The sequence below is a fragment of the Amygdalobacter nucleatus genome (assembly GCF_029167365.1).
GTDB lineage: Bacteria > Bacillota > Clostridia > Saccharofermentanales > Fastidiosipilaceae > Amygdalobacter > Amygdalobacter nucleatus.
This window is the reverse complement of sequence record NZ_JARFNM010000001.1, coordinates 445,358-462,000: the sequence shown is the minus strand read 5'-3', so window position 1 is coordinate 462,000 and position 16,643 is coordinate 445,358. Positions and strand designations below refer to the sequence as shown.

12 protein-coding genes are annotated in these 16,643 nt (G+C 39.8%); 4 read left to right on the top strand and 8 right to left on the bottom strand.

Annotation, left to right across the window (positions count from 1 at the left end):
* Positions 1-94 precede the first annotated feature (94 nt).
* From nifJ to PYS62_RS02075, 3 genes are all read right to left on the bottom strand, one after another.
* Positions 95-3,724 carry a pyruvate:ferredoxin (flavodoxin) oxidoreductase gene (gene nifJ, locus PYS62_RS02085; protein WP_066714731.1) on the bottom strand — a complete coding sequence of 1,210 codons (3,630 nt, stop codon included), beginning with the start codon at positions 3,722-3,724 and terminating at the stop codon, positions 95-97.
* Positions 3,725-4,104: 380 nt separating this feature from the next.
* The gene (tpiA, locus tag PYS62_RS02080) at positions 4,105-6,057 is read right to left on the bottom strand and encodes a triose-phosphate isomerase (protein WP_315572895.1); all 1,953 of its coding nucleotides are present in this window, start codon (positions 6,055-6,057) and stop codon (positions 4,105-4,107) included.
* A gap of 200 nt (positions 6,058-6,257) precedes the next feature.
* Positions 6,258-6,704: a nucleotidyl transferase AbiEii/AbiGii toxin family protein gene (locus PYS62_RS02075; protein ID WP_315574135.1), complete on the bottom strand. Its 447-nt coding sequence runs from the start codon at positions 6,702-6,704 to the stop codon at positions 6,258-6,260.
* 369 nt (positions 6,705-7,073) lie between these two features.
* On the opposite strand from PYS62_RS02075, the gene PYS62_RS02070 reads away from it, so the two are divergent.
* From PYS62_RS02070 to PYS62_RS02055, 4 genes are all read left to right on the top strand, one after another.
* Positions 7,074-7,643 (top strand): TetR/AcrR family transcriptional regulator, encoded by a 570-nt coding sequence (locus tag PYS62_RS02070; RefSeq protein ID WP_066714733.1) that lies wholly within the window; start codon positions 7,074-7,076, stop codon positions 7,641-7,643.
* Positions 7,636-8,721: a DUF2871 family protein gene (locus tag PYS62_RS02065; RefSeq protein WP_066714735.1), complete on the top strand. Its 1,086-nt coding sequence runs from the start codon at positions 7,636-7,638 to the stop codon at positions 8,719-8,721. Before PYS62_RS02070 ends, PYS62_RS02065 begins: the two co-directional genes overlap by 8 nt.
* Positions 8,722-9,222: 501 nt before the next feature.
* Complete coding sequence (locus PYS62_RS02060; protein WP_156422993.1) at positions 9,223-9,804, top strand: hypothetical protein; 582 nt, start codon at positions 9,223-9,225, stop codon at positions 9,802-9,804.
* A 58-nt stretch (positions 9,805-9,862) separates the two neighbouring features.
* Entirely contained in the window at positions 9,863-10,597 is a 735-nt protein-coding gene (locus tag PYS62_RS02055; protein ID WP_066714738.1) for a lysophospholipid acyltransferase family protein, read from the top strand.
* A 10-nt stretch (positions 10,598-10,607) separates the two neighbouring features.
* Here PYS62_RS02055 and PYS62_RS02050 read toward each other — a convergent pair whose 3' ends face one another.
* From PYS62_RS02050 to rsmI, 5 genes are read right to left on the bottom strand one after another with little or no spacing between them, the layout of a single operon-like run.
* Positions 10,608-11,165, bottom strand: a complete 558-nt coding sequence (locus PYS62_RS02050) for a GNAT family protein (protein WP_066714739.1) — start codon at positions 11,163-11,165, stop codon at positions 10,608-10,610.
* Between the two features lie 5 nt (positions 11,166-11,170).
* The gene (tsaB, locus tag PYS62_RS02045) at positions 11,171-11,929 is read right to left on the bottom strand and encodes a tRNA (adenosine(37)-N6)-threonylcarbamoyltransferase complex dimerization subunit type 1 TsaB (RefSeq protein WP_066714743.1); all 759 of its coding nucleotides are present in this window, start codon (positions 11,927-11,929) and stop codon (positions 11,171-11,173) included.
* Between the two features lie 3 nt (positions 11,930-11,932).
* Positions 11,933-12,508, bottom strand: coding sequence for a tRNA (adenosine(37)-N6)-threonylcarbamoyltransferase complex ATPase subunit type 1 TsaE (gene tsaE / locus PYS62_RS02040; protein ID WP_066714745.1), 576 nt, complete (start codon positions 12,506-12,508; stop codon positions 11,933-11,935).
* Positions 12,509-12,515: 7 nt separating this feature from the next.
* Positions 12,516-15,590: a YfhO family protein gene (locus tag PYS62_RS02035; protein ID WP_066714747.1), complete on the bottom strand. Its 3,075-nt coding sequence runs from the start codon at positions 15,588-15,590 to the stop codon at positions 12,516-12,518.
* 1 nt (position 15,591) lies between these two features.
* Positions 15,592-16,641 carry a 16S rRNA (cytidine(1402)-2'-O)-methyltransferase gene (gene rsmI / locus PYS62_RS02030; protein ID WP_066714749.1) on the bottom strand — a complete coding sequence of 350 codons (1,050 nt, stop codon included), beginning with the start codon at positions 16,639-16,641 and terminating at the stop codon, positions 15,592-15,594.
* Positions 16,642-16,643 lie beyond the last annotated feature (2 nt).

Genomic DNA, 16,643 nt, shown 5'->3' with positions numbered 1-16,643 from the left:
TAATTTAACCCTATTAGCCGCACAAACTATCTATAATGATTTGATTATAATCTATATACATTTTATCTGCATGACTTCGAGCAAAATATCCAAGTTAATTAGCTGGATGTAAGAAATCAGCTGGAACAGTTTCATACTCTTTGCTTTTACGCAAGTAGGATAAATAGCGCTGCTCAGCATGAAATTTTGCCTGTGCAATAATTCTTTGCACTTCATCTTCTGAATATTTCTTAGTCAAAGCACTGAAACGCCCTTCGTTCATCATGAAACTAGCAAAGTCACCTTTAGGCTGCTTTGAATCGAGCTGAAACGGATTTTTGCCTTTATTCAGGCGCATTGGATCATAGCGATAAAGATGCCAATAGCCTGCCTCAACTGCCTCTTTCTCTATTTGTTGGCTGTAACGTAAGCCGCCTTTGATTTGATGCTCAATACATGGCGAATATGCAATGACCAAAGAAGGGCCATCATATTGCTCAGCTTCCACTAATGCTTTTAATGTCTGGCTTTGATTAGCACCCATAGCAATTTGGGCAACATAAACATAGCCATAATTCATAACCATCATGCCGAGGTCTTTTTTTGCCATAGCTTTACCACCGGCAGCAAATTGCGCAATGGCACCAGTTGGCGTAGCTTTGGAGGCTTGACCGCCTGTGTTGGAGTAAACTTCTGTATCCAACACCAACACATTGACATTCTCGCCTGTCGATAGCACATGATCCAATCCACCATAGCCAATATCGTAAGCCCAACCATCACCGCCGATGATCCAAGTTGAACGTTTGGTGAAGTAGTCTTTATAGTTCAAAATCTCGTTGAATAAGCCCTGTATAGCTGTAGCTTGACTATTTGCAAGTAAATTCTGTAACAAATCAGTCAGTTTGGCTGCTCTCTCCAAAGTACCATCCGTGACTGTCATTTTGGCTTGCCACTCATCTATAATAGCCTGTTCAGCCTCAGTCAATTCCATGTTCAAGTTGGTCAAAGCCTGCTTAAGCTCATCCAACAATTTGGTGATGCGTAGCTGAATTTGTTTGCCGGCCAAATACATACCAAAGCCATTTTCAGCATTGTCTTCAAATAGCGAATTAGTCCAAGCTGGGCCACGGCCACAGCTATCTTTACAATATGGCTGACTTGGTACAGCCGCACCATAAATTGAAGAACAACCCGTAGCATTAGAAATTAGCATCTTATCGCCAAATAGTTGCGTCAAAACTTTGATATAAGGCGTCTCACCGCAACCTGCACACGCACCTGAAAATTCAAAATACGGCTTGTTGAACTGGGAACCTTTAACTACAGTCGGCTTCATAGGATTAGCTTTAGGTGGCAAACTGGAGAGATAATTCCACTTGGTCGGTTCTTCTGGCATTCTAGTCAGATCATCCATCACCAAAGCTTTCTTCGGCGCCGGGCAAGTTTCTACACAAGCAGCACAGCTTGTGCAATCCAAAGTTGAAACTTGAATACGAAATTTGTAGTCATTATAGGGTCTTGTTCCTTGTGCAGTTTCCAAATCATACGGTGCTTTGGCTAATTCTTCATCCGTAATTAAGAAAGGACGAATAACAGAATGTGGGCAAACGAACGCACACTGATTACATTGGATACAGTTTTCAGCTATCCATCTTGGCGCTTGCAAGGCAATCTCGCGCTTCTCATGCTTGGTTGTGCCTTGCGGAAAATTGCCACGCATGTAAGGCATAAAGGCAGAAACTGGTAATTTGTCACCCTTTTGGCGATTCATTATCTCAGCAATATTCTGCATGAAGTCAGCTTCTTCTTGGTCGCTATAAGTCTGCCAATTTGGCGTGCCAACATTGTTACTTGTGCCATCTAACTTGCAATTTTCCCAAGCTTCAGGTATTGCAATTGGCTCAAGGTTTGCAAAGCCGGCTGCAATTGCAGCTAAGTTCATGCTGACAATCTCTTCACCTTTGAGGGCATAGGTTTTGGCCACATATTTATTCAGATAAGCTTGTGCTAATTCAGCTGGCAAAACTTGGGCTATTTTGAAAAAAGCAGCTTGCAAAACGGTGTTCGTGCGCTTATCAAGGCCAATTTCTTTAGCAATTTTGTAGGCATCAATTAAATAGAGCTTGATCTTTTTCAATGCTAATTTCTGCTTATAAGCAGCAGGCAAAAAACGCTCCAAGTCGTCAGCTGTCCAAATTGAATTCAACAGAAAGCTGCCGCCTTCTTTCAAATCGTCCAACATATCGTACTTAAAGACATATGACTGCTGCGAGCAAGATACAAAATCGGCGCTGTTGACGAGATAAGGCTGATGAATTGGCTCTTTACCAAAGCGCAAGTCAGAAATAGTTAAGCCGCCTGATTTCTTGGAATCATACGAAAAATAAGCCTGTACATTTAAGTCAGTGTTATCGCCGATGATCTTTATCGTATTTTTGTTCGCACCAACTGTACCATCTGAACCCATGCCCCAGAAACGGCAGGAAATAGTATTCGGCAAAGTTGTGTCGATATGTTCTGTTCTTGGTAAAGACAAATGTGTCACATCATCATTAATCGCCAAAGTGAATTCTGGTTTAGGCTCTGGCTTAGCCATTTCATTGAACAAGGCCAATATATCATCTGGTGTAGTATCTTTGGATGCTAAGCCATAGCGGCCGCCAATAATTAAAGGTGCATCAGGCATGCCGTTAAAAGCTGCAATGACATCTAATTTGAGTGGCTCATTGTTGGCCCCAGGCTCTTTGGTGCGGTCTAAAACAGCCAATTTGCGACAACTTGTAGGAATAGCTGCTCTTAACTTAGCATGCACGAAAGGCCGATAAAGATGCACTTGCACTAAGCCTAATTTTTGGCGTCCTTGCTTATTTAGATAGTTGATTGTTTCTTTGATCGTCTCACAAATTGAACCCATTGCAACGATAACTAATTCAGCCTGAGAATCACCATAGTAATTAAATAGTTGATAGTTATTACCTGTCAAAGCGTTGATGCGCTGCATCTTAGCTTCAACTGTATCAGCCAATGTCTGATAAGTCATATTACAAGCTTCACGCGCCTGAAAAAAGATGTCGCCATTTTGGTTGGAGCCATACAAAACAGGCTTGTTTGGCGTCAAAGCACGCTCGCGAAATTTGTTAATAGCGTCTTTGTCAACTAAGCTCTTCAAAGTTTCATCAGACAAAATAGAGATTCTCTGGATCTCATGTGAAGTGCGAAAGCCATCAAAAAAATGAATAAATGGCATGGAGTGCTTGATAGCTGATAAGTGCGTAACAACAGCCATATCGTAAGCTTCTTGTACACTAGAAGATGCTAGTAAAGCAAAGCCAGTTGTCCTAGCAGCCATAACATCTGAATGGTCACCAAAAATAGACAAAGCGTGTGTTGCAATAGTTCTAGCCGCTACGTGCAAAACAACTGGTAACATTTCACCTGCAATTTTAAACATATCTGGGATCATCAACAAAAGGCCCTGCGAAGCTGTAAACGTGGTAGCTAAAACGCCACTACTTGCTGCACCGTGTAATACAGCTGCAGCACCACCTTCAGATTGCATCTCTATCACATTAACAGTCTGGCGAAAAATATTCTCCTTGCCCTGCTTAGACCATTTGTCTACCCAATCGGCCATAGGCGAAGATGGCGTAATTGGATATATGCCAGCCACCTCAGTGAATGCATACGCAGCTAAGGCAGCGGCCTGATTTCCATCTACTGTTACTTGTTGTCTTTTCTCCATCCTTCACCCATCAAAAAAGCCGGCCATGACCATACATACGTTAGGTCAAGTCGGCTCTTTTTTAAGAACAAAACTATTCTAAACTAATCTCTAAATCTTAATTGTTAATGTAGCTGTCACTTAACAGCCGGGTATATATTATAGCTTAAGCCTATAAATTCTGCAAACATGCGACGCACATGATGTAAAATGCACGTCAAATAAAATGTTCTCTGCATTTTGCACCAAATATTATATAATATTCGGTGCAATTGGTCGACTTACAATCTTCAAGCTTTCCCAAATTAGTAGCCAACTAAGCTAAAAAAGCAAAGAGGCCCTGCCATACGGCCGAGCCTCTTATAATACCTAAGACTAAAAATCCTAGTAGCTAGTTTTTATCACTTAGCGCTCTTTGCAATTGTCGCAAAATCAGCAGCCTTCAAAGAAGCACCACCAACTAAGCCACCATCGATGTCAGCTTGAGCGAATAAGCCCTTAGCGTTAGCAGCATTGACAGAACCGCCATAGAGAATACGAACTTTCTCGCTGACTTCCTCGCTGTAAAGCTTAGCAATTTCCTTACGAATGAAAGCACAAACTTCTTCAGCTTGTTCATCCGTAGCTGTCTTGCCTGTTCCAATTGCCCAGATTGGCTCATAAGCAATTGTGATGAAGCCTAATTCTGTAGCTGTAATGCCAGCCAAAGCTGCCTTAACTTGACCACTGATCTTTGTGAAAGTCTTATCAGCTTCTCTCTCCTCTAATGTCTCACCAACGCAGATGATTGGACGCAAGCCCCAATGACGAGCAGCCTTGATCTTCTGGTTGATCAATTCATCTGTCTCATTGAAGTAAGCACGACGCTCACTGTGGCCTAAGATAACATACTTAACACCCATACGAGCCAAGAACTCAGGACTAATTTCGCCTGTGTAAGCGCCCTTGTCAGCGAAGTGGCAATTTTGAGCAGCTACACGAATATCTGTACCAGCTGTCAATTCAATAGCCTTATCTAAAGCTGTGAAAGGAGTACCTAAAACAACTTCTGTATTAGCGTCCTCACCTAATTCAGCCTTCAAATCTGTGATTAATTTCTCAGCTTGCTTAGGTACACCTTGGTTCATCTTCCAGTTACCAGCAGCCATAATTGTCCGATCATCTTTGTTGAGCAAGCAAGCTACGCCTGGTAAGGTCTTGCCTTCCAAGAACTCTAAGGAAGCACCACCACCTGTGGAAATATGTGTTACCTTGTCAGCAAAGCCTAACTTCTCAATAGCAGCAGCAGAGTCACCACCACCGATGATTGAAACAGCACCTGATTCAGCAACAGCCTTAGCAACAGATTGTGTACCAACTGCGAAACGTTGGAATTCGAATACACCCATTGGGCCGTTCCAAACTACAGTCTTTGCACCTTGTACAGCAGCGCAGAATTGTTTAATTGTCTCAGGTCCAATATCCAAACCTTCCATATCATCAGGAATGTTCAAAGTATCAACAACCTTAGACTCTGTATCAGCCGCGAAATCATAACCAGCCATTGTATCAACTGGTAAGAGCAATTTAACGCCCTTAGCTTCAGCAGCTTCCAAGATGCTCTTAGCAAGTTCAACTTTATCTTTCTCTAGCAAGGACTTACCAACTTTGCCACCCTTAGCAACGGCGAAAGTATAAGCCATACCACCGCCGATGATTAATGTGTCAACTTTAGAAATTAAGTTTTGGATAACACCGATCTTATCAGATACCTTAGCACCACCTAAGATAGCTACGAATGGACGCTTAGGATCATCAAGAGCCTTACCCATAACTTCCAACTCTTTTTGAATCAAGAAGCCTGAAACAGCTGGCAAGTAGTTAGCAACACCGGCTGTAGAAGCATGTGCACGGTGAGCACTACCGAATGCATCATTAACATAGATGTCAGCTAAGCTAGCTAATTCACGTGCGAAAGCTGGATCGTTTTTCTTCTCTTTACCATCGAAACGGATATTTTCAAGCAAAAGGATTTGGCCAGGTTGTAAGTTAGCAGCCTTAGCTTTAGCATCTTCGCCCAAAGTATCCTTAGCCATGATAACTTCTTGGCCTAACAAGCTGCTCAAGCGTTCTGCCACTGGAGCCAAACTGAATTTAGGATCAACTCCCTTAGGACGGCCAAGGTGAGAAGTCAAAATTAAAGCAGCGCCATTCTCCAACAATGCTTTGATTGTTGGTAAAGCTGCCTTGATGCGCTTATCATCTGTAATCTCGCCAGTCTTCTTGTCTTGTGGGACATTGAAATCGACACGGACTAAGACTTTCTTGCCTTTAACACAAATATCGGCAATGTTCTTCTTTTGCATTCTAGCCATATGCAATCTCCTTTTAATGTAGTTCAAATATTTACCTGTCCAAAGTCTATCACAGAAATTTGATAGAACGAATAACATTCTTATTTTATAACCTTTTATCATTCCGTGCCACTTTTTATTTTTATTTTGCTTTCTAATAGCAAATATCAGCTATCTTCCTGATAAGCTAGTTAGCAAGCAATGAATAGTATTTATCATCCTTATATAGCATTTAACCCATTCGTAATCTGCTTAAAAAAATCAGGACTCCAAATATCCAAAACTGACGTGTCACGTATAAATGGTTCAACATCCCGTCTAGCCTGTACGAAATCAATGCTGTTGAAACGTCCCATCAACATCTTTTTTATCTCAGTCAAAGAACAATCAAAATCCGCTGATATATACCCTGAATTGATTAAACGCTCTCTAAAATGCTTTTGATTAACTGCTGTTTCTCTGGAAAGATAAAAAATATAGTCATATAAGTCTCTGCCCTTGATACAATTTTTCCAAGCTCGACAAATAACGGCATGGATTTTGCCAGCAAATAGAGAAGGCATATCATATAACCTTACCTCATATGGTACTGGTAGCAAGCGATATTTGTGCTCAAAAGTCGCAAAATCGGGCGGATTTATATCGACCTCAAGCTTAATTTTTATCACTTCCAGCCCTTTTTATTAAGAGCTTATTTCGCATGCTCTTTTCCTATTCATTTTTCAAGGTTCCATTGTCTTCCAGTGTTTACACTACCTGTTTTTATTGTTTCTTTTTGTGCTTAATTTGCACTTGACTTTTTATAGCTGGTCTTTAATATCTAACAGCTTAACAAATTTTCGGCTTAATTAACATGATAAATTATAAGTAAATAAGCGTGGAATAACTTTTATCGGCAAAATATATATTCAGGTTGGCGGCATGTAAAAATGTCGTCCAACTAAAGTGGTTTGACAAATATAGCCGATCAATGTATCTTAAATGAGAAATGACACAGTGTCATTTCTTCATTGCCGCAGCAAGGAGTTCACGTGAAGATGCCTAAAATTACTTTTTTTAACCTAAAAGATGATAAAAAAGAGCAAATCGTTAATTCCCTAATTAAGGAGTTTGAAGCTAAAACTTTGCCAGAAGCCACGGTAAAAGATATTGTTGAGGCTTTGCGAATCCCACGCGGAAGTTTTTACCAATATTTTTTCAGTCTGGAAGAAGCTTATTTCTTCATTCTCGACTTAAAATTCAATGCCATTCACCGGGCATTTTTAAAAATATATACTGCCAAGGCAAATAATTTAAGACAGGCTCTATTGGAATACGGGCAATTTTTGGCGAAAGAAATATATAAACCAGAAAATTATAAACTTTTTCGCAACCGCTATCTAACTTGGAATGCACGGTTGGAGCGCGACCGTCAAGCCTATCTTGCCCAATTCCCCCGCAATGAAGAGTACTTAAAGTTGATGTCGGATAAGAAGCTGAGCATCATCGGGGCTTTGGTGCATAACCTAATCCAAAAATTATTCAACAATGAGTGGGGAAAAGCTACGTTTCTCAAAGAGTATGAGGAATTAGTTAATTTTATTATGGGAGGAATAAATTATGTTTAAATTGTTTGAGGTCTATTTCGATTTAATTTATCTGTCCTTAATGTTCGGAATAGGATTGCGTACTCTATTGGAAAAAGGTAAAAGTCGCAAGTTGCTGGCCGCAATGGCAACTTTATTAGCAGCAGGTGATGCCTGCCATCTTCTACCTCGCGTGTATGCTCACTTATCACCGGGCGGCTTGGCGGCTTATATCTATTACCTTTCTTATGGACAAATGATTACTGGCTTAACAATGAGTGTATTTTACCTACTGTTTTTGTTTTATTATCAAGAAAAAGGTGGCAAGATTACCCGGATGCGTCGCTATATGTTCTTTGCCTTGTTTGGCCTACGCATATTGTTCGTCTTATTGCCGAACAATAACTGGGGCGGCGAAAGTCCGTATTACATGGCTCTGTTACGGAATGCACCTTTCCTGCTCATGGGGATCGCTTTGATCGTTTGGATGCAACAAGAACAAAATTTACCTACAATGCGTCAAAGCAGTCTTTTCATCGGCGGCAGTTTCTTGTTTTACGCTCTCGTTGTTCTATTCGTACCGTTTATTCCTAGTTTTGGTGCTTTTATGATGCCGAAAACCGTTTGCTACATTCTTCTTATTTTCGGGCTGTACAAAGAAGAAGCGGGAAATTTCAATCGCTACAGTTTTTTGAAAGCCTCGCTTACCTGCCTTGAATTAGGTCTTATTTTAGGGGCTTTTTATCGTGAATTTACCAAGCTGTTTTATTATCAGTCCACAAATAAATTGGTTTTGGGGCATCCTCATATGTTGATCTTGGGTTTTGCGTTCTTTTTCCTACTCTACCTTTTGGCTACAATTGAAAAATTAGATGTAAAATATATCAAAAAGTCTTACGTTGTTTATATTTTAGGGCTTGCCTATTTCATCGCTTCGATCCTTTTGAGAGGGATATATCAGGTTGCCGCACAAGGACAAACTGTGTATTCCGACTCGGCCATCGCCGGATTCGCCGGTATCGGTCACGTTGTTTTGGGAGTAGGTTTGATCTCTATTTGCATGGCAGTACTCAAAAGCTTGCGCGTTAAGGATTCCATCCGACCATTTAAGGCTAAATAAATTGTTCCTGTGAGCATGGGCAAATTCATTAGGCCATTCGTGGAAGGATCAGAGAAATTTAAAATGAATATTTATATAAGTTAAAAAATAGGCCGTAGCTTGAAATTACGGTCTAATTTTTTGTCCCGTCCCAGTCCCAGTACCGGAATTAAATGTAATTTCAGAAATGTAAATCTTGAACAGCATCATAATATGACGTATTTATTGAAAAACTAGATTTACATAGTCCTCTTGATGAATTTAACCGATCCTTTGTAATTTAACGATAGAATGCATGGTGTTTAGCAAAAGTAATTCATTCAAATGGATATAAAAATAGAGCTTGTATGATTCATTTTGATGCGCATCTCCTATAAATGATTACACTACTAATTTGCAGAATAAACTAGTTTTAATTATTATTTACGCAGGATTTTTCTCGTGAAAGGGGTGTATATTATGCTAAATCCAGGGCTACAACTTCTGTTAAGCCGACAGACTCAACTTCTAAACGAACAAGAAATGACCCGTAGTTTAAGCTTACTCGCCTTATTCATCGTAGCTGTTATCATGCTATTTTGGGGCAAAAAATTACTTCACGTTATCCTATTTCTATTTGGACTCATCGGTGGTCTCATCGTTGGTGTAATGACAGCACCCTATTGGGGCTTAAGTGGAGTTCAACTAGCAGTTTATTGTTTGGTCTTTGCCTTGCTTGGCGCCATCATCTTTAGTGTCGCTTTGGCCTTATCATTCTTTTTGGCAGGTAATGTCTTGGGCTATTTAGCATTCACCAGTTTGAAAGCCATTTTGCCATTAGCCTGGCAAGCTACGTGGTGTCTTTTAATCTGTTGTCTTTTGTGTGGCGTTATTGCAGCAGCTTTGAAAGAGCAAGCAATTGCCGTATTTGCCGCTTTTACAGGGAGTCTTCTCATCCTTGATATTCTATTTGCCTTGATTTTTGACCAAGCGGCTTTAACTTTTGTTCGAAAAGGCTTCCAAATTTTGGATAATGCAACGGCCTTAATCGCTGTCATTCTGTTGCTTACACTCACTGTTTTAGGCTCGCTTTATCAGCTAGGCAAAATTAAAGTGCGAAATTAAAAGCAAAAGCAAGCGTTTTATTATATAATTCTATTAATTATTTTGAGGAGATCTGTTCATGCAAAAGCAGCACACCAGCTTAAAAATTTACCAACGTAATCGCTTCTTTAGAGCTTTGCAGAATTTTTTCCTTTATTGGTTAAAGCGCAAAGTTAATTTAGAGTATGTTGGTCAAGAGAATATCCCAGCGGGAACTTCCTATGTCATGGTCTGTAATCATGAGACAATTGTTGACGGTATGCTTGTGCAAGGTGGATTAACGCCTGAACAATTGACAGATTTCCATTGCCTAGCTGGAGCAGATCTAGCCACCAACTATGGTTTGATTGGCAAAATTGCCCTCTATATGGGCCAAGCTGTACCTATTGATCGCCATGGCAATCCGCTTAAAGGTCTCTACAAAGCCAAAGATCTCTTAGAAAGTGGCCACAAGGGCTTATTGATTTTCCCTGAAGGTACACGCTCTTTCGATGGCCGCTTGAGCCCAATGCACGGTGGTGCTGCCTTGCTAGTCCGAAATACGGGCGTTCCACTGATTCCAGTATTCATTGATGGCGCTTACGAATTCTTCAATCGTTATTACACTAAGCCGCATTTTCGTGACGCTATAAGCAAAAAGAAGCTCCATATCCGTGTCTCTTTCGGTAAAGCACTTGACGTAAGTAAATGTCAGAGAACTAAGGAAATTACCCAATTATTTAGCCAATGGTTTGACAATGCCTTTGCCAATAAAGTTGTGCCACGTGATTTCTCCAAAATTCCGCAAAAATCACTCGCTGATAAAGAGCGCTAATTACGTTTAATCATAACTTTTTCTGCATACAGAGAGCAGCTTCTCCCTGATAATCCCAACTTTTGGGTTTCTGAAAAGCTGGTTCTGTGTAGAAATTCTTAATTTTTCTTTTTATCTGGAAATCATTTTTCAGATAGCAGTTGATAGCTTTTTCATTTTTCTCTCTAACTTCCAAATTGAGCGCACGAATAGACTTAGCTTCGTTAAGCAATTTGATGTCATAGACACTAATTTTATTAGCTAATTGCCAATTTTGCCAAACTATTTCACCATGCGCATAGGCTGTCAAAGCACCTAAAAGTAAGCTTGCCAGGCCTTGACTTCGATAATTTTCTCTTAAGCCAAGATTCAAAATATCGCTGCTATCACCCACACAAGTAAAATGTATGAGGCCAGCTAAATCATTAGCTGGCTTTTCATTTTTTAATTCAAGCAACCAAATTTGCTGAAACTCACTTGTAAAAGTTGCTTGCAAACTGGCTTTCGTCCACGCATCAGGCAAAACAGCTTCTTCAAAAGCAACTATTTCAGCTAAATCTGCTACTTTAGCTAAGCGTAAAATCAACATAAGCGTTATTTAGTTGGCGCTACCTGTGCCCGATAAGGCTGTTTGAGTTTGCTCCGTTCTGCCTGTGATAGAGCATAATAATTCGGCTGCAAATCATTGTAATGTACAAAAGTGCAAACATGCTCCTTATACATCTCAGCCACCAAATACAAAGCCTTAGTTGCCGTCAATTCTGTCTCAATCATATTAAACTCTTTGAAATTGGCTAAAGCATCGGCATATTTGTACATGTATGGCAGATGACTAACTGTCACCATCAATAAGCTGCACTCTTTACTTTTGTATTTTTGCTGCAAGAGTTTTAACAAATCCTCAAAGGCAATACCTTGTGGTGGGTAAACTATTTTGTGCTTATTGATAACCTCAGCAAAGACACGTTCATTTCTTGCATCTATCATCGGTACGACCAAAGTTTTAGCATCATCATGGAAATGTCTTTCTACATCATAAGCCAAAGCCGATAAGCTATTAACAGCTATACACTCTTTCTTTTGCGTAGCAGCCAAAGTTTTGACCAAAGTTACACCAATTCTTAAGCCCGTGAAAGAACCAGGCCCTGTAACTGCCACAAAATAGTCAATATCTTTAAGCTCTAATCTGGCATCAGATAGACACTTCTCAAGTATAAATTGTGTAGTCTCAGAGTGAGTTAATTCAACATTCAGGTATTGTTCGGCCAAAATTTTGGTGACCTTAGTTAAAGTGATTTCCATAATTGCTACGCTGGTAGCTTGTAAACTTGTATCAACAGCTAAAAAAATCATCTTTTATTCCTCACTCTGCTCTCCATTTTGTAATTGTCCTCTATGGGCTAGACTGAAATCAACAAGTGCCTGCCAGGCTTTTTCGTTCCGTTTAGTAAGCTTAGCTGGTACAGTTAATGTAATCTCACGGTGGCCGTTATCCACGTTAGTCTGCCAATCTTGCTGATAACTGATCGCCAAATAAATCGTTTCAACTGACAATAAGTCTTTGATCAATTCGCCCCACTCAACTAAGCATAAGCCTTGGCCGAAATAGCTATCCAAAGCAGAGTCTAAGAAATTCTCAGGCGTCTCTAAGCGGTAGGTATCAAAATGATAAACAATCTCAATATCTGTCTGCGCCTCACTACTTGTCTCTTTGTCACTATATTCATGCAAAATATTAAATGTCGGACTACTAACAAGATCATTAAAGCCAAGTGCATGGACCAAAGCATTCGTAAAAGTCGTCTTGCCGGCACCCAGATCACCAGTTAAGCACACGCAATCATCAGATTTGAGGCAAGCTGCAAACTGTTTAGCAAACTCAGTCATCTCATCAAGGCTGTCTATCTTAAACTGTAATTTCTCTGTCAACATAATCTTCCTAATTCCGCTCTCGTTTTCTTTTGACTAAATAAATATATGCTCCACTAATTATAACTGCAAATAAGCTGATTGCTAAACCAGTTAGATATTTAGCTGGCCAAAAGATTAAATCCAACTTACTAGAGCTGTTTAAAGCAGCTGGCAACTTAAAAGCTAAGAAAGAACCAGCCTGATCTTTCTTATGCTCACTAATATCTAGCCAACTTGTCCGTTCCACCTCTACGCCGTCAACATAAAGATGCCAACCTGGATCATAGGCAATTGTCGTATAAAGCCAATTAGCTTCCGTTGTTTTAGGTAACTCAAGTTTGCCTAAATCAGCTTTTAAGTGCCGCGATGAAATAAGCTGCCAATCAAAGCCTGATTGCAATTTAGCACGCAATTTAGCCAAAACTGCCTGATTTACCTTAGCTAGAGCAATTTTAGCAGAACCTTTATTCTCACCAAATTCAAAACGCAATTTGAGTTTATCGCCACGTTTAAGCAAAGGTAGCTGGACTATTTCGGCTTGACCAAATTCATGTTGCAGCTTTTCATCATTTACTTGGCCCGTGAAATTAAGCTTATAGTTGCAAGAAGCATACAAACTAATGTCTTCATTATCTTCTGAAGCTGTATAGATTAATTCAGCAAATGGTTTTTGCGTGTCATTTACCTTTTTGACCTTATCTCCACTCACTGCTTTTAATTCATATTCCTGATTAGCTGCTGTCAAATTGACCAAATGACTTGTTTCTGAAAAAACAGCAAGGGAATTGTACAAGCACGGCAAACTTGTTTCTGAGCGCAAACTAAAATCTTTACCGACTTCATTTTCACCTAAAAGCTTGGCCGCCAACTCATTGTAATTGCAATAAGGATTACTAGCAGATAACTTAAATTCACTTATTGCTTCTGGCCACACAAAAGCCTGTTTAGCTACATGGGGATTTTGCCATAATTGCCACTTAGATTGCTTATCAGCCAACGCTTCTGCCCCAGCTAATTGAGCCAGATCAACCTTCTGCCAATCTTGATAGGTTTCAGTTTCACTTATTATATACTTTAGGCTCAAAAAATCAGCTAAAAAGTTAAGCGGTTTTTGCAATTTATATGAATTTAGATTATTGCCATTTACGCCCAAGCGCCGCATACTTTTGGCAACTTGCTCATTGGCCGTTGAAGAGAACAAAGTTACACCGTTATATGTATACAACGCACCATCATCAATTGTTTTGCCATTTTTACTTTCCAAGCGCCACAGATACGGCTCTTCTTTTTGAGAAATAGCTTTAGATAAAGCTTGCTTCTCAGGTAGATCTTGCACGTAGTTATGAAAAGATGGTAAATACTCACTATTGTTTAAGTTAATTACCTGACCTATGGCATTGGTGCAAACTTCTATAAATAAAGTTAAACAAAGAAGTAAGACAGCTACTTTTCTGCCCCGCCCTTGCCAGCTTAATAATCTTCCTTGTCTTTTACGCCAATAAACAGTCAAAGTCAGCCAAGTAGAAATAAGCACATACACAAGGGCAAAAGCAAAGTTCAGCCAGACAAACAATTGTTGCATATTCGTATTTTGCGCTAACAGCTTGAAATTAGCTAAGCAAATAGCTAACAGCCAAAGTGAGCCAACTAATAGATATTTACTCCAAGCCCACTGAAAACGCCAAACCAATTCAAAAGCTATCTGCAATAACAAAAAGCAAAACACAAAGGCAAAGCGATGCGGTAATTGATTTGGATAATGCAAGCCATGCCAAATAAAGTTCAAAAGATTATTACTGAAACTTAGGCCAATAAATAATAGTAAGAATAGCTTCGGTAATAAAGCAAACGGCTGTTTATATAAGTGGTAGAACAATAAGGCAACTAGACATAAGACAAAACAGCCAACATAAATATTGGGTTCACCTGAACGAACCTTAACTTCACCGAACAATAACAAACGATTTAACAATTGATTAAAGTTCAAGCTCCATTCCATTGCCTTAGGCGCTACATCGTTAGCTGCAGAAGATAACTTGAAATTAGCTAAAACCGGATAGAGAATATGGGCTGACAAGAGCCCTGCCAAAAGTGAAAGCACGCTGAAATCAAGCACAGCATACTTGATGGGGTTAAGCTTAGCTTGTTGAACGATAGTCTTAGCAATATCACTTGCCTGTACCTCCACAGCTTGTACTTCCAAAGTGTAATCTGTATCGCCTGCTTGCGCATCTGAGCTGTAATCTGCATTACTTGCTAAATTAGCTCTAACGAGCAATTGAATCTGACTCTGTAATTGCTTCCGATACTGCCATTCATCGAAGAACAAAACCAGACTATACAATGCTACAAATAGGCAGACAAAAATAGCGGCATAGTAATTAACACTGATCACATAAGTCAAACTAAGTAAGTAGAGTAATAACTTTCTTTCACGAATTAACTTCGTAATACCTAACGCAACCAAAGGCAAGGCAAAGATAGCATCCAACCACATCAAATTCCAAAAATAAGCCAAAACATAGCCAGACCAAGCATAAAACACAGACACAAAAAGCAAGCTTAAGCGGAATCGCAGCTGAATAGCTTTGTTAGCTTGCAAACTTTTAATTTGCTCAGCATAGCTACTTAAGTCGAAACTTACTTTGACCACTTTGGCCCAAGCTAAACTTGCCTGTTGACAGTAATAATAATTGAGGAAAGCGCTCATTAACATAGCTGCTAAGCTTAACTTCAAAAGCACAATCAGCCAGATTGCAAACGGAACTAACCAAGCTGGAAATAGCAAAAGCAACAGATTGAACGGTGAAAACGCATAATAAGCCAACACCGTCCAAAAATTAATCCCTAGGCCAACGTGTAAGGTCATAAACAAATTCTCGCCATGTAGAAGCTTATGCCTTAATTCCATCAAAAACGGTGTGTATTGATGGTACAGATCAACTGTCAAAACGCTTTTATCGCCAAACGGGTAGATGCCTATAGTTACACTAACAATTAAACCTATTACTAAGCTAAGTAAAGCTGCCTGCCAATAAATTGCTCTCTTATCAGTCTGCCAACGTTGAAGCATTAATTGTATCTTCTGCTTTAATTTGAGCATACTATTCCTCCAAAACAGACTGCAAGGTTAAAAGTAATTGATAGATGTCGTGTTTAGAATAATTAGGAAATACGGCCGCAACTTTTTGCGCATTCAATTTCGTCTTTACACCACTTAAATGGTTAATCAGCAAGCTAAGCCAAACTTCCAAACTTACAGCTGGTTCTAGAGTCTGCAATCTGCTTAAACATTCAGCTAACGAAAGCTCTTTAGCTTGCCATAACGTGGCTAATTTAGCTTCTAGGCTAGCTAAATTCAAGCTATTCTCTGTTTCTTTCTGCTTAGACTGTTCCAAATTAGTTGTAGCGGCAAACAAAAGTACGCACTCACCTTTTGGCGCTTTTGTCTGAACATTTGCTAACAAATTCGCTAGTGGTAAACGCAGGTATGTTTCGTAACGCTTACTAAGTTCTCTAGCTAAACAAACTTGCCGCTTAGCCAAACCAAGTTCCATAAGTTCTTCTAATAGTGCTTCAACCCGTAAAGGCGATTCATAAACAATCGTGGTAACTTCACTTGTCGCAATTAAATTTAGGTAATGTTGCCGTTCTTTGCCCTTTCTCGGCAGAAAGCCGAGAAAAGTAAATTTGGTTGGGTCCAAAGCACTACCTGTTAAGCCAACTAAAGCTGCATTGGCACCTGGTACCACTTCTATAGCATAGCCCTGCTCGGCCACAGCTTTAACAACTAATGCCCCAGGATCAGACACCGACGGATAGCCAGCATCACTGACCAGAGCTACCTTTTTATCTTCTTTCAACAAATCTAAAAGATAAGCGATACGTTCTTTTTCGTTGTGTGCATATAAGGAAAATAAGGAATTGTTCACCTGATAATGGCTCAAAAGTAAAGCTGTCGTCCTAGTATCCTCACAAGCAATATAATCCACATTTTGCAAAACAGCTAGAGCCCGCACACTTATATCAGCCAAATTGCCAATTGGGACTGCTACTAAATAAAGCGTTCTATTTTTGAGCGTAGCCACGCTCTCGGCATATATATCATTAAGTGCCGTAATGGGCAGAGAAAGTTTTGGCTCTTCCAAATTCATAG

Bases quoted from the DNA above. Each gene is read 5' to 3' on its own strand.
- nifJ (WP_066714731.1), bottom strand. From the start codon at position 3,724: ATGGAGAAAAGACAACAAGTAACAGTAGATGGAAATCAGGCCGCTGCC.
- tpiA (WP_315572895.1), bottom strand. From the start codon at position 6,057: ATGGCTAGAATGCAAAAGAAGAACATTGCCGATATTTGTGTTAAAGGC.
- PYS62_RS02070 (WP_066714733.1), top strand. From the start codon at position 7,074: ATGCCTAAAATTACTTTTTTTAACCTAAAAGATGATAAAAAAGAGCAA.
- PYS62_RS02065 (WP_066714735.1), top strand. From the start codon at position 7,636: ATGTTTAAATTGTTTGAGGTCTATTTCGATTTAATTTATCTGTCCTTA.
- PYS62_RS02060 (WP_156422993.1), top strand. From the start codon at position 9,223: ATGACCCGTAGTTTAAGCTTACTCGCCTTATTCATCGTAGCTGTTATC.
- PYS62_RS02055 (WP_066714738.1), top strand. From the start codon at position 9,863: ATGCAAAAGCAGCACACCAGCTTAAAAATTTACCAACGTAATCGCTTC.
- PYS62_RS02050 (WP_066714739.1), bottom strand. From the start codon at position 11,165: ATGTTGATTTTACGCTTAGCTAAAGTAGCAGATTTAGCTGAAATAGTT.
- tsaB (WP_066714743.1), bottom strand. From the start codon at position 11,929: ATGATTTTTTTAGCTGTTGATACAAGTTTACAAGCTACCAGCGTAGCA.
- tsaE (WP_066714745.1), bottom strand. From the start codon at position 12,508: ATGTTGACAGAGAAATTACAGTTTAAGATAGACAGCCTTGATGAGATG.
- PYS62_RS02035 (WP_066714747.1), bottom strand. From the start codon at position 15,590: ATGCTCAAATTAAAGCAGAAGATACAATTAATGCTTCAACGTTGGCAG.
- rsmI (WP_066714749.1), bottom strand. From the start codon at position 16,641: ATGAATTTGGAAGAGCCAAAACTTTCTCTGCCCATTACGGCACTTAAT.